Here is a 21333-nt window from a genome sequence, read left to right as displayed (position 1 = left end):
CAATTCAAATCAATGTTGAATTGTACCTCTTTGCTTTTCGGACAGCTCCCATGTAGATTATATCCTATTTCCATTATCCTCTGGCATCTTTTCTTTATCTTCATGGTCGATATCGATCTGTTTTAAATCATCGATTGAAGGATTGTCATGATCATGCTTATTTTTTTCTATGTTTTGAGAGTTATTTTTATCTGCTAGGATATTGTTAAGCTTATTGTCAATAATATCTATGGATGTCGTAAGTATAATTTTTATATCTTTAAATGCCGAGTTAATGGTGGAAGGTGTTGAAGCAAATAGCTCGACACTATTTTTATTCCAATCATAGAGTTTGGTGGAGGGATTATTCATCGTATAATACGAACCTGCCAAAAAAGATATTGTGCCAATAATGGCAACACTGAAAAACTTCCTTATCATTCTTTCCATCTCCTTTTTTAATAGACAGCAGCATTCTTTCCAAACTATGAAGAATTTATAACTAAGTGTTGGAATTAGTGAATAGAAATGGTTAATCAGTGGAGGATGAAGAACCCCCCCACTGAATGGAGGCCACTGAAAAAATGTAGTAACACAATAATTTATAGTATATATATGATATTAATTGAAGTAGAATTAGCTTCGCTTTCCGTGGGCGAACTGCCGAGCCTACTCGTCTAGTCCGTTTTCCCACAGGAGTCTACGCTAATTCCACTTCAACAAAGATAGTAATAGCGAATTTTTATTATAAAAAATTCGCTTTTTTTTTACTTTTTCAGTGGTCTTCACTGAATGGAAGCTTTACTTTATCTTCTTGCTCCATCTTCTAATTGCAAAAGAATAATTGATAAGAAAGATTTTCTGTATAAGTAAGGTAGGTCTCTCTCATAAAAAAATTCTTTTGTGGAAGCCTAATTATAATGGAGGTGATTCGATGAAAAAAGATGAACAAACAAAGTCAGAAAAAAAGGAATTAGAGATCGATGAAGTGATCGGAAAAGGAACCTACCCTTCGGTGACAAATAATGCGATCAAATCAATTGTTTCAGAACTAGGTGGAACTGCCACATCAGCTTATAGTCATCCAGTGAATGACAACAAAACACCTATTTTCTCATCAGAAGGTATTAGTATTCATGAAGCACAAGGACAAGTCATACAGCCACATCCTGCTGAAAACGAACGACAATAGCTAAATGTCAATAAGCTATGAAATGTAATAGAAAAGCCATCAAGGGAGCGAAAGGAAGATGAAAAAATGAGTAACCAAAAACGTACAGTAGTAGGAACAGATATTGAGGCAGTAAAAAGACAAAATGCGGAATCAGGACTTTCTTTTAATGATATAAAAGAACTGGCTGCAAATCATGAATTCGATGATACATCAAATGGTAATATGATCGATGCAGATACACCAAAAAAGTATACATGGACTGGAACGGATATTGAGGAAGTCAAAAGGCTCAATGCTGCATCCGGTCCAAGTTATAACCAGATATTTGAGATGCTTGAAAAGAACTTAGATACGAAGGAATAAACTCATCAAACTTTTAAAAATATAAAAAAATAAAATACGATTTGAAAAATGTTTTTAAGGCATTTATTATATTAAAAAATCACGCTTGTTGATTTCACAAAAATTAGGAGTACCTGCTTGGTGTAATTTTTGAAAAACCCTGTATTTTTAGGAACATTTATATAGATTGGAGCGGAGACTTGCTCGACTCCTCGAAAATGCATGCGCATTTCCTTCGTGCGGTGTTGAGTCGATGAAGCCAATTCAATGTCCCGCGGGAAAAGCGAATAGATGAGACCCCGCAGCGTAGCGAGGAGGCTCAGCATTCGCCCGCAGGAAAGCGAGCAAGTCGGAGCGGAAATCAATGAATTACCCTATTTTTATGGATTATATTGGATAATCAACACGCCTATTAATGAATCAATTTTCTCTTCACAAATACATCATGGGCTGTTTAGAAAGAAGTAAATCCTTTGAGAGTGAATAAAAAATCACAATTTTGTTCCATTGATTTCATCAGATTTTGCTTTGAAATCTATTTTTTAAACATTCTCATGATGTTTATGATTAAAAGTATAAACGGTCCATCAACGTCACCATTCATCTATTTTTACATAATATAAGTTTAGGCAATTCTTTTATGGATAGTTAGTATTGCTTATAAGGGGGAAAGGTATGCCTGTCATTACAGGGGCGCAATATATCGATCGCATTAATAAGTTGCAATCAGAAGTATGGATTGACGGAAAAAAAGTTACAGGCAATATTTCTGAGCATCCTGCGTTTAAAGGGATTATGAAAAGTCAGGCACATCTTTATGATTTGCAAAATGATGAAAAGTTAAAAGATGTGATGACTTACACATCTCCAACGACTGGAGAAACTGTAGGACTTTCTTTTTTAATGCCGAAAACAAAAGAAGATCTAGCAAAGAAAAGGAAAATGGTGCAACAGTGGGCTAGGGAGAGCAATGGAATGATGGGAAGAAGCCCGGATTATATGAATACAACATTGATGACCCTTGCCGCTTCTGCACATCTATTGGAAGGCGAAGAAAATTGCTTTCCAGAAAATATAAAAGCTTATTATGAATATGTACGTGAAAATGACTTATGTTTGACCCACACCTTTATTGAACCGCAAGTGGATAGGGGGTTTCAATTTTGGGAAGATTCCACAGAACCTATTGCGGCCAAAATTGTGGATAGAACGAAGGAAGGCTTAATCGTGAAAGGGGCGCGTTTGTTAGCGACACAAGGTGGCATCACGGATGAAATGTTGTTAGTTTCAGTTGGAAAGCCATATGATGATGAGAGCGGCTTCGCTTTTTCGATTCCAAGCAATACGAAAGGTTTAAGGTTTATATGTAGAGAATCCTTTGTCGTTGGAGATTCTCCATTCGATTATCCTTTGAGTTCTCGATATGAAGAAATGGATACGATTGTTGTTTTTGATAACGTTTTAGTACCATGGAATCGTGTATTCTTTTATGACAACCTTGATGTGTCGTATTCTTATTTGGGCCAAAGTTCATTTCAACCGTTTGCACTCCACCAAGTACTTTCACGCCAAATCGTGAAAACAGAATTTATGTTGGGAATCGTGCAATCCATAATTGAGACGATTAACATTTCCGGATATCAGCATGTGCAAGAAAAAGCGACTGAAATCATTGTGGCATTGGAAACATTGAAGGCTTTAATTATTAAATCTGAAGTAGAAGCAAAACGAAATGAGTCTGGACTCATGCAACCGGATTTTTCAACATTAAAAGTGGCTATTAATATTTTTCCAAAGGTATACCCACGTTTTACAGAAATTGTGCAGTTATTAGGTGCAAGTGGTCTTGTGTCTATCCCTACAAAAAATGCATTTCAATCTCCGATTAAAAAAGATCTAGATCAATACTTGCAATCTGCAGCACACAATGCAGAAGACCGTGTTAAGCTTTTCCGTCTAGCATGGGATGCTACGATGAGTTCTTTCGGTACACGTCAAACATTATATGAACGTTTCTTTTTTGGAGACCCAATACGGATTGCAATGGCACTCTATCATGAATACGATAAGCAACCGTATGTTGAGATCGTGAAGAAAAAGTTAGAAAATTAGAATAGATGCCCAGAGCGTGTGTCATGTAGAAAATATGAAATGAAATAGAAGGTTCAAAAGCGAGTATTCGTATTGGAAAAAAGTAGAGCGCAGGATGTGATTCAATCAGCATGTCCTGTGCTTTTTATCCCGCTTTAACGGGGCAGTAAGACCCCCATCTCAAGATTGAGTGAGAAACGAGAAAGATAGATGGGGATCAACTGCCCGTAAAAGTCCGATTGGTTCAACTAACCATCAGTGGGGGATGAAGAAAACCCCACTGATGGAGTTTCACTTTATATGGTGATATCCTCTAAGTAAACATAACAAATGGCTCACTTCCTGTTATTATTGCGGACTTTGCTTATTTTTAAAAATGAGAATCGGCAGGTCTATCCTAACGCACCTTTATAGACAGGCCTTTTCTGAGCAAATTTTGGAGGATGGAAAAGAATAAAATCGTAAAACAATCCGATCAAGCATATATTGAAAAAAGACTTGTATTTCCATACAGGCCCATGTATAAGGGGAGTAAAATTTTTAGAGGAAGGTGGTTACGCCACTTCAAAAGGACGAGCCACAAAAAGGGTTTAGGAGAAAATGCTTTTGGAATAGCGAAGCAGCGATGAAAAAGTAAGTACAGTAGATGAGGAGTTCCAGTTTCGCCAGTGGGAAATATTCGCCTATAACAAGTGAATGATGAAGGACCTGTTAAACAAAGCCTAAAGGTAAAATACAAGTTTCTTCTATATCAATCGAATAACAAGCGTGTTGATTATTCAATTTTATCCACAAAATATAAGTGTATTCGCTGGTTTCCGCTACGGCTTACTCGCTTTCCTGCGGGCGAACGCTGGGGGCAACAGGATGTTGGTCACGGAGTCGTTGCCACAGGACGTGGCGCCCTTAGACTCCGTTCCTTACTCGCTTCGCTGCGGGGTCTCAACTGTTCGCTTTTCCCGCGGGACATTGAATTGGCTTCATCGAATCGACACCGCACGAAGAAAATGCGCATGCATTTTCGAGGACTCGAGCAAGCCGCAGCGAAGATCTACATAAATGGAGCTAAAAATACATGTTTTTTTAGAATTTTGTCCAATTTATCACCTGTTTTTTTCCTAATCAACACGCCTGATCGAATAACTATATTCTAAAAAAGATTGGATGATGAAAGTTATGGACAAATCACTTCTGCTAATGGTTATTTTACGTTTAATATCTGGAAGTATTGAAGTGACGGCTGCTTTATTTATGCTGAAATTTAATAGCTTGGAAAAGGCGTTCTACATTAATACAATGTTAGCTTTAGTAGGACCAACTGTGTTAATCGTTACTACGGCCATCGCATTGTTTGGACTAGCTGATAAAATTTCTGTTACAAGAATGATTTGTCTTTTTGCTGGCATTACACTTATTTTAATCAGCTTAAATGCAAAATAGAGCTGCTTCACCATGCACATTGCATTCGAAAGATAAAGTAAAGCTTCCATCAGTGGGGTTTTCTTCATCCCCACTGAACTAGAGGAACTCAGGTTAAAAGCGCCATGTCCTGTGGCAACACCTGAGTGACTAACATCTTGCCAGCCTAAACCAATCGGGCGCATGCGGCAGTTGATCTCCTACCTATCTTTCTCGCTTCTCTCTAAACCTGGAGGTGGTGATCATACTGCCCATTAACGCGGGATAAAACGAGATTTTGATCTTTTGTTTTTTAATGTCTGTTCTTGGGCATCTTATTGATAGGATAGTAAAACTATTTGAATACATTCGAGGTGTTGATTGGCTATGAGGGAGTTCAAAGTAACCTATTTTTTTGACCAAGAACATTATGTGAGAAGATTCGTCTTTCTCCATTCACAAGAGGAGGCGGAGCAGTTGATACAAAGCGAAAGGGACCAGTATATATCATTTACAGATAGTCGTGGGATTTATCATGAGTTAGATACTGGCAAGGTCAGAGTTATCCAGATTTCTGAATATCACAGAGTAGACAAGAGTAAGAAAGTAAAAGAAGATACTTATGATAGCAACAATTTTTATTCATAATTTTAAAGAAAAAATAAAATGAAGTTTTACATAGTGGGATCTTTTTCACCCTATGCTATGTATGAATGGAACTAATCGTGGCACTTTTCTTTTTACTAGAGTCTTGAAGTGAGGCAATATTGTTCGTTAATGTGGAATAAAGTGGAGCTTCCATCAGTGGGGGTTTTCTTCATCCCCACTGATGGTTAGCTAAACTAAACCAATCGGGCTTTTATGGGCAGTCTATCTTTCTCGTTTCTCTCTAAACCTTGTAGTGGGGGTCTTACTGCCCGTTGACGCGGGATAAAATGAATCTGTCAAAAGCTCCATCCGCTTTTTCTAAATATTCTAAGGCTCGCTTTCAAAAAATGAAAGTTGAGTCTTAATTTTTTGTCTTTTATTCACCATATATAGGAAAAAATCTTTAAAAATCAATGGATAAATAAAACTAGAAAATGTAGTTTGCCTGTTATTTTGTAATATTAATTTGATCTTGTTATCATAATCTTGTCACATAATCCCTTTATAATGAAACTATAAACATATAAAGGAAGTTAAAAAATGAAAAAATCAGTCGTCTCAGCCATGGCATTAAGTTCGATCGTGTTGTTTTCAACAATCGCGGGAGAAACAACTGCATCAGCAGCTACTACTACATACAAGGTAAAAAAAGGTGATACGTTATCAGGGATCGGAGCCAAGTATCATATCTCTTATAAAACACTCATGAGTTGGAATCACTTAAAATCGACTAAGATTAAAGTCGGACAAAAATTAAAAGTGAAAAAAAGCTCTTCATCTAGCTCTAGTACTAGTAAAAAGAGTTCTTCTACATCCACTTCTACATATACAGTAAAATCAGGTGACACTTTATCTAAAATTGGCAAGAAATACGGTGTATCGTACAAGACGCTCATGAGTTGGAATCACTTAAAATCGACTAAGATTAAAGTCGGACAAAAATTAAAAGTGAAAAAAAGCTCTTCATCTAGCTCTAGTACTAGTAAAAAGAATTCTTCTACATCCACTTCTACATATACAGTAAAATCAGGTGACACTTTATCTAAAATTGGTAAGAAATACGGTGTGTCATATAAGACGCTCATGAGTTGGAATCACCTAAAATCAACTAACATTAGAGTTGGTCAAAAGTTGAAGATAAGTGGAGCTACAAAAAAGGTTAGCAGCAGTGTTTCAACAGCTTCAGTTAACACAAAACAAGAAAAAGCTGTATCCATTGCACTAGCGAAACAAGGTGTTCCATACGTATTTGGTGGCTCAACATCTAAAGGATTCGATTGTAGCGGACTTGTCTATTATGCTTATAAAAACGCGGGAGTTTCAGTTTACCGTACAACAGCTGCAGGATTTTATTCTATTTCAAAACCGACAAGTTCACCAAAAGTAGGAGATATGGTATTTTTTAAGAATACATATAAATCAGGGATTTCCCACATAGGTCTTTATATGGGAAATGGCAGATTTATAGCAGCAAGTGGTAAAAAAGTACAAATAAGCTCTGTATACGAATCATATTGGAAAGCACATTTTGCAGGCTATAGACATTTGTAGTCGAATTTGTTAATGAGGTTGCTTGAAAATTTTCGCTTTATGACATGTTATTACCGATTTTAATCTAAAGAGAAGATGAACGACCTCTGTTGAAAGGTCAAGATATACCTTGTTATTCAAAGAACGATGAAAGAAGCCTCAAACAAAGAAAGTACTTACTGTACATTCATGTGTGATAGAAGGCAAGGTGTACAATTTAGATGATGTTATGCACCAAACTCTAAAATTGGATTTTTAGGTTTACTTTTTAAGTGCGCATCACTAAATTGTGCTTTTTTATAAGGAGTTTTTTCATAAATAGGATAATCATTTATGAAGGTTCCTTTTTTAGAAGATGTATTCTTGCTTTTTTTAATAACTTTCGAGGAGTTTTGATTGCTCAATGATGCGGATTATATTTTTCTTCAGATAGTCAAAGTCCCAATTCCTTTGGGGAATGACCCATATACTATGATGAAAAGAAAAATATGCAGAGGAGCGAAAATAGAATGGTTCAACCTTTTGACGGACACGGCAGTTATGGTGATCATCAATGGAAACCATGGCACTCAGAAGATCAATGGCATTCTGAGTCAAAGTGGCATTCAGATGACGATCAATGGAAGTATGGCAATCAGTGGCACCATGATAGTCAATGGCACCAATATTATCCGAGCCATCAATGGCATTCAGGACAATATTATCCAGGTAGCCAATGGAATCCAGGTCATCAGTATTATCCGAGTCATCAATGGTATCCAGGATATCATCATCCAGAAAATCAATGGAATCCAAGTCATCAAGGACAACAATGGTACCAGTGGCAACAGTGGAATCCAGGACACCCTTGGTTGTGAAAAAATTAAATTAAGAGATGCAATCTAGCTAATAAGAGGTACTTCCTAAGTCCGTTTGAAATAGGACGATGGGAATGCCTTTTTTTTATATAAAAATGTAGTTTTTGGATCTATTTAAATCAATTTCAATATGTATAGGAAAATTGCTATTTCTGAATGGTATAGTCTAAAAAATACTTTAAACGGAGGATTACTTCTATGAAAAAGGGAAAGAAGTTATATATAAATCCTTTCTGGACTTAAAAAGTCAACCTAAAACCATATCTGGTAAGTGAAAGATTATATTATGCTAGAAAATTATTATTTTATTTGAAGTAATAACAGATGTGTTGATTTTACAAAAATTAGGAATATATATTTGGCGTAATTCTGAAAAACTCTGTGTTTTTAAGACCATTCATATAGATCTTCGCTGCGGCTTGCTCGAGTCCTCGAAAATGCATGCGCATTTTCTTCGTGCGGTGTGGATTCGATGAAGTAAATTCAATGTCCCGCGGGAAAAGCGAATAGATGAGACCCCGCAGCGTAGCGATTAAGGAACGGAGTTGTAGTGCGCCACGTCCTGTGGCAACGACTCCGTGACCAACATCCTGTTGCCCCCAGCATTCGCCCACAGGAAAGCGAGCAAGCCGTAGCGGAAATCAACGAATCCCCCTATTTTTATGGATTAAATTGGATAATCAACACGCCTGAAGAAATAATAATCTTCTAATAGATTATGAAGGGAAAAATAAATAACATTAATATGATGTAAATAACGTTAAAGGTTAATTTAAAGCCATTTTTCATAAAAAATTCAAATTTTAAATAAATAATTTTTGAAAATACAGAATAATTTGACAAACGAAAGAAGTAAATTATAAGATAGTATAAATAGATTATCTATATGTGACAAATGAACTTTATTTTTAAGATAGTTTATTAATTTTTATAGATGAGAGGAGCTGATTAAACAAGAAAAAGTACTTATTGCTGATCTTAAAACTTAAGTTGTCGGAGAGAAGTGATGTTTTAAAATGAAATTTCACACAGCGTGGGTCATACTGCCTGTTCATGCGGATAAAACTCCGTGTGGTAAATAATTTTTTCATAAGGAGGTTCATTTATGCTAAAAGATGTTTACATAGTTGATGAAAATACGATGGCATTTATTCCGATCTTTGATCATACAGGCGTTGTCAAAACGAGTATCCTTGAAGTGGAGTATTTGAAGAAGTGCCATCTCAATCCACTTGAACTTGTGGATCAAAATTTACGATTTTTTGGCTCCAGTTTAAAAGGCGCAAGCGAGGGCACTCGTAATATTTTGGGCGAAGTTAATATGTACCCAGTTATTATGAACCTTAAACGTCTATTAGTTTGGCTTCCTACAATGTCCCCCAAAAAGAAGGATTGTGTCTGGCTGGCATTAGATCATATCAAAAGTTATCGGCAAAATCATGATCGAAATACAGAAATCTTGTTCACAAATGATTCATCACTCATTCTTCCCATTAGTTATCGTTCTTTTGAAAAAAGAATATACCGCGCATATGAATTGAAATTCAAATTAGAATATCACACCAAGTTTTTGCTTATTCCCCATAGTATCAAAAGAAATTTTCTTCGTTGTGAAATTGTGAAAGAAGTAAATGGCTTAAATTATAAAATATATAGTAAAGATAAAAACTCCGAAAAAGAATCATACGATAAATAATTTAGTCATGTATAAGTGAAACTATCTCCAGTGGGAATTTCTTCATCTATTCTAGGTTTTTGTGTCATGGAACTATTCAAGCTTTTCTAGGCAGTAGGATCTCCCATATTTAAATCTTAAGAGGGGAGATCTTACTGCCTGTTTATATGAAATAAATCATCGAGAATTTATTTGCTCCTTGAGTGGCTTTCTTCGCTAATACCGAGAATTTATTTACTCATTCGATAATTTACGTCTTCGTTTTCGGCGATGAACTCAGTTGGTAATTTTCTAAAAACTCATAAACTGAAACTTCACTCAGTGAGGGGATCCTCCATTCTTACTAGATGTTTGTTTGACAAATTTAATCACTCAAAAAATGCGAATGCTACTTCATTTCCAATCAACATTCTTCCTTTTTGACTTTGCAGTTTTTTGTTCCAATTATGGTGATGAACATGCTCTGAAAAAATTTTAAATTTTATCTCACTTTTTTGTCTTATTAAAAGTACAATGTAATAGAAAAGCCATTAGGGACATCTCTTATAGGAAATCCAACAGATCCTTTAACTGTCTGGATCAACTGGATATTCTATCGGGAAGAACCCTTACTACTAATATATGAGTGAGGGAGATACTATGAAAATATTACGAATTTTTTGCTCCAGTGTCATAGCACTGTCGCTTTTTTTCACATCATCATTTGTTTATGCAGCGGAGCCTCTGAAAGAAGTCAAAAGCATCGTGAAAGAGTATTACTATCCAAAAGCTCCATCCAATGCATTAAAGAGTAAAACCATTAAAGATTTAATGAAACAATTGGATGCATATTCGGTGTATATGACGAAAGATGAATATCAAACTTTTGAAAATACCATCAAAATGAAATTTATCGGTATTGGTGTCAACATTTTAGAAAATAAAAAAGGATTGCAAATCACATCGATCTTTAAGGGGGGACCAGCTGAAAAAGCCAGTCTTAGGGCTGGAGATATCATTACAAAAGTGGATGGAAAAAGTATAGCAGGTGAATCATCTGAAAAGACGTTGTCACTTTTAACAGGTAAAGAAAATACGAAAGTAAAGTTAATGATTTTCAGACCAGCTACGAAAAAAACATTTGATAAAACGTTAACTCGTAAAGTGATTCATTTACCAAATGTTGAAAAGAGAAAACTTGCGGGGAAGATAGGTTTTATTCGATTAAATAGTTTTTCAGATCAGAGTGGGAAAGAAGTTCAAAATGCGATTAAGTCTATGCCTGGGATGAAAGGGTGGATTTTTGATCTTCGCAGTAATGGCGGAGGATACGTTAGTACTGCGCAAAAGGTAATTGGACTATTTCCAAAGGCTACATACGCTTTTGTTTATAAAGCACGGCAAGGCAACTATCAGATTTACAGTGCTATAAAGCAAAAGGTACAATGGAATGCACCTGTAGCGATTTTAACAGACGCCAATACAGCTAGTGCTTCTGAAATGACCGTTGCAGCTGCAAAAGATCTTAAGTTAGCAAAAATTTATGGACAAACAACTTATGGTAAAGGGGTTATGCAAGATATCATTCCATTGAGCGATGGCAGTATTTTAAAGTTAACGACTGCAGAGTTCTTTGGACCAAACTTGTACAAAATTAATAAAAGAGGCATTAAACCTGATATTACGACAGCAATCGGAAAAGAGGTAGAGAAGGGCCACAATGATTATTTGTTAAAACGGTTAAAAAACTATAAAAAGTTATCAGCAATCGAAAAAAATACTTCATCTCAAGCGATTAGTTTAAAAGCTAGCAAAAATCTATCTTGGACTGCAATGAAAAAATCCAATGTATACTTATGGCAAATTGGAGGGGTATCGCGCAAAATTACAGTAAAGTATTCGTCCAGTAAAAAACTTGTCATCACCCCAAGTAAACAACTAAAAGCTGGGACGAACTATTATTTAGTGGTAAAACCAAAATCCAACAATGCTAAAGGTGTCTACAGCAAAGTAACAGTTAGAAAATAACCAATCAAAATCATAATAAAGTGAAGCTTCCATCAGTGGGGGGTTCTTCATCCCCCTGAACTAGAGGAACTCAGGTTAAAAGCGCCACGTCCTGTGGGCAACACCTGAGTGATCAATATCTTGTTGGCCTAAACCAATCGGGCGCATGCGGCAGTTGATTCCCCACCTATCATTCTCGTTTCTCTCTAAACCCTGAGATGAGGGTTTTACTGTCCATTAACGCGGGATAAAGTGAACATCTCGATTAGTGGAGGAAGCTTCCAAATCAATAACACATAAAAAAGTACCAATCTGCCTATATGTTAGGACGGATCGGTACTTTTTGTTTTCAACATCATTCTTCTTCTGAGATGGTTTCATCTAAATCATGATCAGGCGAATCTTGATCATCATCCATTTCTTCATTCATCATTTCATCTATTTTTTCTTTCGCATCTAATGATTTTTTCAACGCTATTGCGAAATCGGCACGATTCATCTTCTTGGTTGGTTGAAACTTTTTCGATGAACTTCCTTTTAAAATATTGTAGGAAGAAGCTGTTGAAATATAGTCAATGTATGAATTATTTGTAGAAACATCTATATACTTTTTGCCTGTTTTCATAGGTAATCCAAAGGCAGTCACAAAAAGCTTGGCTGCTTCTTGTCGTGTAATTGTATTCTTTGGATGAAATTTTGGATCATTGTCAAATGCATCAATTGCGGTTAAGGCAATAATATACGAATAGTTTGTCGTTTTTTGAGAAACATCTTCAAAATTGATACTATTCGATAATCGTGCTTGATTATCTATGTCAGTTGCCTTTCCAACAAATTTAGCTGCATCCGCTTTCGTTACAGCTTTTTTGGGTTTGAATTTTGCGTTTTTGTATACATTCATATAATCCATACTTGTTACATATAAGACTGATGAATAAGCAGGATTTTGTTTATTCATATCGGAGAATTTCATGATTATACCAGCACTAGCAGTTGATCCGCGAAATAGACTACCCATCCCAAATAATATAGTAGCTAATAATAGGATCAAACTGTTACGTATGTTATGTTTCATCAAAATCCTCCTTAAGGTTTCATCATTTTCTCTATTATAGCTAAAGTCGATTACATTCTTGTAACAAGTATATTTCAAATTGAGTAAATTTGAGGAGATACAAGTTTTCAAAATAGGTTGATAGATCTAAATCAAACTTTAGAATAATAGGAAGAATTAATGAATCCCCTTAAAAGTGGCGGTTGCAAATCCTGCGAGTTCTTGATCTTCATCATACAATCGTCCTTCCAAAATAATGGTTGAACGTGTTTGAGAGATGACGCGACCAATAGCTTGGATTCGTCCTTTTGTAATAGGTTTTAAAAATCTTGTTTCCATTTGGATTGTAATAACTTGATCAAAGCCTAATGTGTGTGTGGCAATCCCCATTACTGTGTCAAGTGCTGTCATAAAGACACCACCATGTAGAGTACCTACAACATTTGTTAAATCTTCACGATAGTTTAAAGCAATTTCAGCGACTCCATTTTCGGCATGGATATATTCAAAGCCAAGTGTTTGCCAGAAAGAACTTTGCTCAAAACGTTGTTGAACTGTTTTCATTGTTGTCAAAATATTTCCCCCCTGTACTACAATTATAACTTTTTAAGTCTTATTAGAAAAGATGTATCAGGAAACCTTCGAAAAAGTTGATGTACTTCTAGAAAATCTATTTTTTAGCCCTTGCGTTTTATTTTATAAATTAATAGGTAGATGATAAAATAATAGTAAGTTAGAAAAACATTTATTTATCGGAGGGTATTTTAATTGAAAAAACTTGCAGCAGCTTTATTTGCAGCAACACTTGCATTCTCAACTGTCGGACCGATTGTAATGGATAGTCATCAAGGTACGATCACAGCAGAAGCTAAAGGTTATAAATCTGGAAAACGTGGTTTTAATTCAAACGGAAGTTCAAATAATAATTCATTGTTCAATAGCAATAAATCAAATACAAACAGCAATACCAAAGACAATAGTAATTCAATCTTTGGTAACAAGAAAACAAATAACAAAACAAATACAGCAAACCCTACAGGCACAAAAGGCGGATTTCTTAAAGGCATGATGGTCGGCGGTCTGGCTGGCATGCTTTTCGGTGGTATGATGAGCCATATGGGAGCAATGGGGAATATATTTGGTTTACTGATTAATGTGATCGCCATTTTAGTGTTGATCATGCTAGTCATGAAAATTTTCCAAATGTTTACGCGCAACAAAAGAAAAGATGAGGAACGCAACGTATGGAAACGATGATTCTTTCAGAAGATAATTTAATCAACGCTTTATGCATTTATCATGCGAGACAAATCAATGTCATGCCTGAAGATGTAGAAATTGAGCTTTGTTTTGATGATGATGAAGGATATTACGCAGACGCATACTGTAAAGGTCGAGAAGACATTTATCGAGTAGCTAATATGCTAGCTGCTATTCGTGTATTTCTTCAAGAAGAACTAAATGTAGACCCATATGCAGCAAGTATTCGGCTAGAAATCGATGACGAACAAGGCATGATTGCTATCGTTGAATAAAGCTACTTTTTTTAGAATGTACCCTATAGATGGACTTTTATACGTCCATTCTGTAGGGTGCATTTTAGTTTTTCTAGCATATATGTGAGGGAAAATAATAAAGTGAAACTTCACAAAATAGAGGTTTTCTTTATTGTTTCTGGCCCTAAGATGGCAGAGGAACCCATTTCTGGCTCACGGACTTCTAATAGGAAATATGTATTACTTTGCCATGCATTTCGAAATATGACCTAAATTATCTGTTTCGTGGATACAATTCGTTTTTCCGTGGATAGAGGAGCGTTTTCCGTGGATAAAGGGATAATTTTCGTGGATAGAGAGGCATTTCCCGTGGATAGTGATAATTTGATGTGTCTGAAATATTAATTCTATTTTTAATTTCTAGATATTATAAAATAGCACTAAAAATGAATAGCACATAAAATATTAAATATTTTCTACCTCTTTCGATAAGAATCTTATATAATCGAGATAGATGGAGGATGGTAGCATTAATTTGCCTGTTATTTCTTTCATCAGTATTCCCCAACTAATTTAACCCACAATAAATTTATCCCTGCGGTCAATGAATTTTTGAACGATAGTAGTTGCATTATAATTTGAATTAACGTATAAAATTTTATGTTTTCTGATTCATATTTAATTTGTAATATCAAAATTTTTGACGATAATCATGTGAATCTAATCAATATATAATTATCCTATAAAAATGGGAGGTGTATGGAATGGAAGAATTCTTAAAACAGCTCATGGAAAATATGACAGAACGTTTTGATAAAATCGAAGAAAGACTGGATGGAACGACAGAACGCTTTGATAAGATCGAAGAAAGACTGGATGGAACGACAGAACGCTTTGATAAGATCGAAGAAAGACTGGATGGAACAACGGAACGTTTTGATAAAATCGAAGAAAGACTGGATGGAACGACAGAACGTTTTGATAAAATCGAAGAAAGACTGGACGGAACAACGGAAAGCTTCGATAAGATGGAACAAAGACTAGATGAAACAACGGAATGGCTTGGTAAGATCGAAGAAAGACTGGATGGAACGACAGAACGCTTTGATAAGATCGAAGAAAGACTGGATGGAACGACAGAACGCTTTGATAAAATCGAAGAAGGACTGGAAGGAACGACAAACCATTTTGATAAAATTGAACAAAGGCTTGATGATTTACAATTAGAACTACGTAACAATCAAACCGAAAATAGAAGTCATTTTAAACATATAGAATCTAGACTAGAGCAGCAACAACACACGTTTCAAATCGTGGCGGATGAATTAAAAAACGTTAAAATTGATATTGATTATTTAAGCCAAAAAACAGGTATCCATGATATGGAGATCAATAATTTAAAACGCCGTCAATCTTAGGTAAGATACTGTTTAAAATGTAAAAAGAGAAAAGGCTGGGATAAAACTGGCCCCAAAAAATTGAAAATGGTTCCAATCATTGATTTTGAATGATTGGAACCATTTTCTATGAATTCTATTCATGAACTATTGGTAAATTTCGTGTAGCGACCACTAAATAATAGGTGGGCAGCTATTTCTTTTTCATTTAAAGGCTTTCTGGACACTTCCATTGTGTGTTTACACAAGTTTCACTGGATTTTCAAATACAAAACATACATGAGTTTATCCTGTACACTAATGGGATAGTAACACACAGCTTTAAGACGAGAGCAATAGGTGGAACCCAACTGCCTGTAACATGAAACGTACACTATTCTTGTCCATATGAGATAAAACTTAATCTTGTACTTTTAATTGTGCGATTTTTTCTCTTATTTTTTTCGATTTCAGCTTTTTGTTTGCAGACTCTAAAACTTTTTTAGCTTTTGTTGGATCTCCTTTACCAACATATGAATCCGCTAGTAATAGATAAAATCTTGCTAAATCAGGATGAATTTCTATCGCTTCATCTGTGTAATGAATGGCTTCATCATATCGTCCTAATTTTTGCAAAACTTCAATACGAAGAGCTAATGAGCGATCATATTTAGGCGCTAATTCTATTGATCTGTTAGCTAAATCAAGTGCCCAGCGCAGTTTGTTATGTCTTCGACAATGTAATCCTAAGACACGATGATATTCCGCAGATTTTCTATGCAGTCTTCGATCGTAATCTGGTATAGGTTTGCCATTTAAAAATAGTGTAACAATCTCTTTTAAAGCCCCAATCTCTCTCAAATAAGTAGGGACACGATGACCAGCATAATCGAATTCTTTGTATATTCCATTCGGATAAGAACGTTTAATCTCTTTCGAAATATAGGGTTGATCAATTCTCTCTTTTGGATCATAACAAATAATCGGTTGTATTTCTGTATTTACTGGATGAGACAATGGATGTAAAAACTTATTATATTTTCTTTCCTTAGTTCCATATATAGGATGAGCAGGATTTCTAGGCGCCATTGATAATATTTTACAATCTGGAATCGTAGAGCCAAGGAATAAAGCGTTATAGCCACCTAGACTGGTTCCATATGCAAATCTTTTGTCATAATAAGGAACTAATTTTTCAATAGCTTGATAGTAGTCTTCTCTTGTAATATCTTGATGGTAATTATTTAAGGTCCTACGTCTAAGAGAAATTAAGTCTACATCTTGTTTTTTCAATAGTTTATAAGCAAAAGGTTTGCCGGTTTCTGTTTTATCGATGGCATCAAAGGTCGCAACGAATTTTTTTGTTGGATAAATAGATTTATAAAATTCGATGGAACTTTCGCCATTGTTGAAAATCACTAATTTTTCATAGTTTTCTTTATAAATTTCAGGAAGAAGATCCGCATATTTTTCTCTGCAATATAAGAATTGTTTTTCTGCTTCTTCGAAATGACCTGCAACCATATGAACCATGCCTAATTTCATATGAAGTTTGACAAGGTTCTTGTCATCTTTTTCTAATTTTTTGAGCGTTTCAAAATAAGGAATTGTCTCTTCAAAGTGACAGAATTTCAATGATTGTTGAATAATTTTATAGAGCAAATCAATCTCATGCGGCTTTGTTTGCAATTCTATTTTTAATAGAGCTAAGGAAACTTCATATTGATCATTTTTGAGAAATACCCTTTGGAGTAACTCAAAAAATTGGTTAGGTTTTTTATCAAAAAGTTTTTTGATGGTCCTTGGTATATGTCTTGACCTTCCATTTTGAATATGGTGTTTTGCATAAAATGTCCATAAAACATGATGTAATGTCATACTCATTGGATATTCTTGTAGAGCTTCTTGCAAAATAACCATTGCATTTGTTGTCTCTTCTGCTTCCTCATAATATTTTGCTAATAGAAGATAGCTTTCTTTATTAGGAATATTTTCTTTTTGTTGTACTACTTGGTTTGCAAGTTGCTCCGCCAAATCTTTTGTATGCGACAGCTTTTTCAAGATGAATATCTCCTTTAGTATACTTTGAATTCAGTAAGTTAAAAAACAGATGTGTTGATCAGGAAAAAATAGGATAATGATGAACTGATAATAAGACAATAATCTTACTTCTAATTGGTGAAATCTGATTCAATAGATTAAATTGGATAATCAACATATGTGTTAAAAAACTTCTTTACAATAATATTTAACCATAAAATTTAGAATATAATGGTGATAAATATAAAAATTAATCGGATATTAAATGGTTAGTTATATTTTTGTCACAAAAAAGAGTGGAAATACATACTTGTAACATTTTTGAAAAATAAGTCTTTGGATATATTTAATAGGTATTAAGAACCCTGCCTCGAAATTCTAATAAAAGGCTACCCATAAGTACTTAATTAATATGAACACCCAGCCGGATAAGCAACCTTTCACTTTATCCCACGCTAACGGGTAGTAAGATCCCCCTCAAGGTTTAGAGAGAAACAAGAAAGATAAGCGAGGATCAACTGCCTGTAAAAGTTCGATTGGTTCGGGCCAACAAGATGTTGGTCACTCAGGTGTTGCCACAGGAAGTGGCAACACCCTGAGTTCCTCTATTTCAATAGTGGATGAAGAAACCCCCGACTGATGGACTTTATTCAGTAGTTGTTGGCAATTCCATTTGCTTTTTTAAAGTGGTAAGTTTATGGGTAATCTTTTGGGAGTTAATAGATTTACCTGCAGATTCCAGTATATCTTTTGCCTTGTCTAAATTGCCCTTTGCAATATAGGTATCGGCTAATAATATATAAAATCTTGCTAGTGTTGGATGGATTTGTATCGCTTCGTTTGCATAAACAATACATTCATCATATCGTTGTAAACAAAGTAAAATCTCAATTCGAAGAGCTAAAGAACGATCATATGTTGGTGTGAGCTCTACGGATTTTTCCGCTAAATCAAGTGCCCAGTGTAATTTTTGGTGGCGTTTACATTCCATGGCTAAAACACGATGGTATTCTGCGGACTTACTGTGTAATTTTCGATCGTAGTCAGGAATGGGTTGTTCTTCCAAAAAGCGAGAAACGATATCTTTTAAAATGCCAGCTTGTTGTAAATAGAACGGGACACGATGCCCAGCATAATAGAAATGCTTAAAAATAGCATTTGGATAGGAATGTTGGATTTCTGCTGTTATATAATGATGGTCAACCCTTTGTTTCGGATCATAGCATATGATTGGCTGAATTTCTGTATTAACGGGATGAGAAAGTGAATGTGTAAATACAGATTGAACTCTTGCTCTTGTGCCATAATTAGGATGGGCTGAATTTCTAGGTGCGCAGGATAAAATTTTGCATTCTGGAATGGTTGAACCGAAATACAAAGCACAATATCCACCTAGGCTTGTTCCATACGCAAATCTCTTTTCATAAAAGGGAATAAGCTTTTCAATAGTATGATAATATTCTTCACGCGAAATATCTTGATGATAATTGGTTACGGTTCTACGTCTGAGAGAAATTAAGTCGACAGATTTCTTTTTCAGAGCCTTATAAGCAAATGGTTTTGCTTTATCTGTTTTATCAATTGAATCAAATGTTGCAACGACGCGTTTCGTGGGATAAATATATTTGTAGTATTCAATGGAACTTTCGCCATTATTGAATATGACTAATTTTTCATACCCATCTTTATAAATTTTCGGTAAAAGCTCTTTATATGCCTCTCTACAATAGGTAAATTGTTCCTCAGCTTTTTCAAAATACCCCATAAGCATATAAATCATCCCGATTCTCATATTAAGCTTTGCAAGATAACGTATATTGGTCAATTGTGATTTTAGTGTTTCACTATAAGCCAAAGCTTCTTCAAAATGACGAAGGGCTAATGACTTTTGAATAGCTACGCGCAATAAGCCAATATGCCGTGGCTGCTCTTGTAACTGTAGCTTAGTGATGGAAAGAGATTGTTCAAATAAGTGATTTTGTTGTAATACATTTTGTAGATGTTCATAAAATTTAAGTGGTCTTCTTCGAAAGGAATTCTTTAATATTCTAGGAAAATGTTTGAACTTTTCTTTCCGCTCATTTTGCTTTGTATATAAAGACCAAAGCGTGTGATGTAATGCCATATTAGTTGGATATAGACTGACGCCTTCTTGCAAAATATATTTTGCTTTATTTAGTTTGTCGGATTGTTCAAAAAGATAAGAGAGTTCGAGATAGCTTTTTGCGCTGGGTTTTTTCTGTTGCTGTTGTACCATTCGATCTGCAAGTTGTTTCGCTAAATCTTCTGCATTCGACAATTTGTTCAATTAAAAAAGCTCCTTTAATTTGAGGCTTAGTTTAATAATATTGATATTTCTATAGATGGATATTTTCCGCAAAAGAAGAGATAAGTCTGTTTTTTGCAGATTTAGTAAGATTATAAAAATACCAATAGCATTAAAAGCCTACGTTGTTTAAATAGTTAAAGTATTTACTATATTTATTTAAACATAGAAAAATGATATTCAATCTCAAAAAGACAGGATTTAATATAATGTTAAGAGATAGCAATCATATTGACATAAATAATAGAACTAGAAATATAATTGTAATATTGTTGGAAGTTTATTCCGAACAACAACCGATAGTCGATCGGATATGTATCAATCATATTCGCGGAGGTTTTTAAAAAAGAAACATTCATAAGGAAAAAGCCAGCTCAGTGTAATGGCTGGCTAGCTTTCTTTGATTTCATGACATTTATTAAAAATTGAGGTATTTTCAACATCCGCTTAAATCTTGTTGGTTGAGTGATTAAACGATGGAACCATTCAAGGTTTAGTCTAATGAAGATATCTGGTGCACGATTGACATTGCCTGAGAGCACATCAAAGCTTCCTCCCACTCCCATCATGACTGCATTTGAAAACTGACAGCGGTGTTCTGCAATCCATTCTTCTTGTTTAGGAGCTCCAAGTGCTACAAAGATAAAATCAGGATTCAATGCAGCAGCTTGTTTGGCGACTTCATCTCCATTCCCATTGCCGCCATAGCCATCCGCCACGCCAACGATATCTATATGCGGATACAATGCTTTTGCTTTTTCAGCAGCTTGTTTGGCGATGCCTGGTTTACCTCCATAAAAAAAGAAGCGGTTTTGCTTATTCTTGGCGGTTCTTAAAAAGTCATGCACTAATTCATATCCAGGAATACGCTCTTTTAAAGGGGTTCCAAGAATCTTTGAACCGATAACGATACCTATACCATCTGCCACGACATAATTAGAATTTAATAGATATTCTTCGTATCTTTTATCTTCCTTTGCTAACATAATAATTTCAGGATTGGCAGTCACAATACAAATGGGTTTCTCAGAGTTTTGTATCTCATCTTCAATGAGATCTACAAATTCATTTTTGGTTGTATCAACTACTGGAATTCCTAATATATCAATCTTTTTCATAATCGAACCTTTCCACATATGTAAATTTATATTTCTTCCTATTATATACTACAAAATGATTTCTTCAAATGAAGCAGTATGGTAATTCTATGGGGAAAATATGAAATGAAGGAATCATGTGATAGATTGATAAGAAATGTCAGAAGTGTTGATTATCACATTCCATCCATAAAGATATTAGGTATTTGCTGATTTACGCCATGACTTGCTCGCTTTTTCCCACAGGGGTTTGAATCGGCGCAT

General features: G+C 35.0%; 18 protein-coding genes. 11 read left to right on the top strand and 7 right to left on the bottom strand.

Annotated elements, in window-relative coordinates; all coding sequences use genetic code 11:
• Positions 1-57: 57 nt before the first annotated feature.
• Positions 58-420 carry a hypothetical protein gene (locus FEU33_RS12495; protein WP_146549688.1) on the bottom strand — a complete coding sequence of 121 codons (363 nt, stop codon included), beginning with the start codon at positions 418-420 and terminating at the stop codon, positions 58-60.
• 493 nt (positions 421-913) lie between these two features.
• Here FEU33_RS12495 and FEU33_RS12490 point away from each other — a divergent pair, with 493 nt between their 5' ends.
• The 6 genes from FEU33_RS12490 to FEU33_RS12460 all read left to right on the top strand — a co-directional run bounded on the left by FEU33_RS12490 (position 914) and on the right by FEU33_RS12460 (position 8019).
• A complete protein-coding gene (locus tag FEU33_RS12490; protein ID WP_146549687.1) occupies positions 914-1171 on the top strand; it encodes a hypothetical protein in 258 nt (85 codons plus the stop codon).
• 66 nt (positions 1172-1237) lie between these two features.
• A complete protein-coding gene (locus FEU33_RS12485; protein ID WP_146549686.1) occupies positions 1238-1516 on the top strand; it encodes a hypothetical protein in 279 nt (92 codons plus the stop codon).
• 654 nt (positions 1517-2170) lie between these two features.
• Complete coding sequence (gene hpaB, locus FEU33_RS12480) at positions 2171-3607, top strand: 4-hydroxyphenylacetate 3-monooxygenase, oxygenase component (RefSeq protein WP_146549685.1); 1437 nt, start codon at positions 2171-2173, stop codon at positions 3605-3607.
• Between the two features lie 1143 nt (positions 3608-4750).
• Complete coding sequence (locus FEU33_RS12475; protein ID WP_146549684.1) at positions 4751-5026, top strand: YqhV family protein; 276 nt, start codon at positions 4751-4753, stop codon at positions 5024-5026.
• A gap of 1146 nt (positions 5027-6172) precedes the next feature.
• Positions 6173-7183: a C40 family peptidase gene (locus FEU33_RS12465; RefSeq protein WP_146549682.1), complete on the top strand. Its 1011-nt coding sequence runs from the start codon at positions 6173-6175 to the stop codon at positions 7181-7183.
• Between the two features lie 488 nt (positions 7184-7671).
• A complete protein-coding gene (locus tag FEU33_RS12460; protein WP_146549681.1) occupies positions 7672-8019 on the top strand; it encodes a hypothetical protein in 348 nt (115 codons plus the stop codon).
• 344 nt (positions 8020-8363) lie between these two features.
• Here FEU33_RS12460 and FEU33_RS12455 read toward each other — a convergent pair whose 3' ends face one another.
• Positions 8364-8633 carry a hypothetical protein gene (locus FEU33_RS12455; protein ID WP_146549680.1) on the bottom strand — a complete coding sequence of 90 codons (270 nt, stop codon included), beginning with the start codon at positions 8631-8633 and terminating at the stop codon, positions 8364-8366.
• Between the two features lie 491 nt (positions 8634-9124).
• Between FEU33_RS12455 and FEU33_RS12450 the strand changes: the two genes are divergently transcribed.
• Together FEU33_RS12450 and FEU33_RS12445 are read left to right on the top strand one after the other, a co-directional pair.
• The gene (locus FEU33_RS12450) at positions 9125-9715 is read left to right on the top strand and encodes a competence protein ComK (RefSeq protein WP_146549679.1); all 591 of its coding nucleotides are present in this window, start codon (positions 9125-9127) and stop codon (positions 9713-9715) included.
• 618 nt (positions 9716-10333) lie between these two features.
• Positions 10334-11701 (top strand): S41 family peptidase, encoded by a 1368-nt coding sequence (locus FEU33_RS12445; RefSeq protein ID WP_186731396.1) that lies wholly within the window; start codon positions 10334-10336, stop codon positions 11699-11701.
• 334 nt (positions 11702-12035) lie between these two features.
• Here FEU33_RS12445 and FEU33_RS12440 read toward each other — a convergent pair whose 3' ends face one another.
• Together FEU33_RS12440 and FEU33_RS12435 are read right to left on the bottom strand one after the other, a co-directional pair.
• Positions 12036-12755, bottom strand: a complete 720-nt coding sequence (locus tag FEU33_RS12440) for an S-layer homology domain-containing protein (protein ID WP_146549677.1) — start codon at positions 12753-12755, stop codon at positions 12036-12038.
• Between the two features lie 156 nt (positions 12756-12911).
• Positions 12912-13298: a PaaI family thioesterase gene (locus tag FEU33_RS12435; RefSeq protein ID WP_243881100.1), complete on the bottom strand. Its 387-nt coding sequence runs from the start codon at positions 13296-13298 to the stop codon at positions 12912-12914.
• Positions 13299-13502: 204 nt separating this feature from the next.
• Here FEU33_RS12435 and FEU33_RS12430 point away from each other — a divergent pair, with 204 nt between their 5' ends.
• The 3 genes from FEU33_RS12430 to FEU33_RS12420 all read left to right on the top strand — a co-directional run bounded on the left by FEU33_RS12430 (position 13503) and on the right by FEU33_RS12420 (position 15648).
• Entirely contained in the window at positions 13503-13991 is a 489-nt protein-coding gene (locus tag FEU33_RS12430) for a hypothetical protein (RefSeq protein WP_146549675.1), read from the top strand.
• On the top strand, positions 13979-14269 hold the full coding sequence (locus FEU33_RS12425; protein ID WP_146549674.1) for a DUF2653 family protein: 291 nt from the start codon (positions 13979-13981) through the stop codon (positions 14267-14269). Before FEU33_RS12430 ends, FEU33_RS12425 begins: the two co-directional genes overlap by 13 nt.
• A gap of 725 nt (positions 14270-14994) precedes the next feature.
• Positions 14995-15648: a hypothetical protein gene (locus tag FEU33_RS12420; protein ID WP_146549673.1), complete on the top strand. Its 654-nt coding sequence runs from the start codon at positions 14995-14997 to the stop codon at positions 15646-15648.
• Between the two features lie 378 nt (positions 15649-16026).
• Here the strand turns inward: FEU33_RS12420 and FEU33_RS12415 are convergent, their stop codons facing one another.
• The 3 genes from FEU33_RS12415 to FEU33_RS12405 all read right to left on the bottom strand — a co-directional run bounded on the left by FEU33_RS12415 (position 16027) and on the right by FEU33_RS12405 (position 21090).
• Complete coding sequence (locus FEU33_RS12415) at positions 16027-17667, bottom strand: tetratricopeptide repeat protein (RefSeq protein ID WP_146549672.1); 1641 nt, start codon at positions 17665-17667, stop codon at positions 16027-16029.
• Positions 17668-18292: 625 nt separating this feature from the next.
• Positions 18293-19954, bottom strand: coding sequence for a tetratricopeptide repeat protein (locus FEU33_RS12410; protein WP_146549671.1), 1662 nt, complete (start codon positions 19952-19954; stop codon positions 18293-18295).
• 392 nt (positions 19955-20346) lie between these two features.
• Positions 20347-21090 carry a WecB/TagA/CpsF family glycosyltransferase gene (locus FEU33_RS12405; RefSeq protein WP_146549670.1) on the bottom strand — a complete coding sequence of 248 codons (744 nt, stop codon included), beginning with the start codon at positions 21088-21090 and terminating at the stop codon, positions 20347-20349.
• Positions 21091-21333: the final 243 nt, after the last annotated feature.

Source organism: Rummeliibacillus suwonensis, from assembly GCF_007896435.1.
Lineage (GTDB): Bacteria > Bacillota > Bacilli > Bacillales_A > Planococcaceae > Rummeliibacillus > Rummeliibacillus suwonensis.
This window is presented reverse-complemented; position numbering and strand designations above follow the sequence as displayed.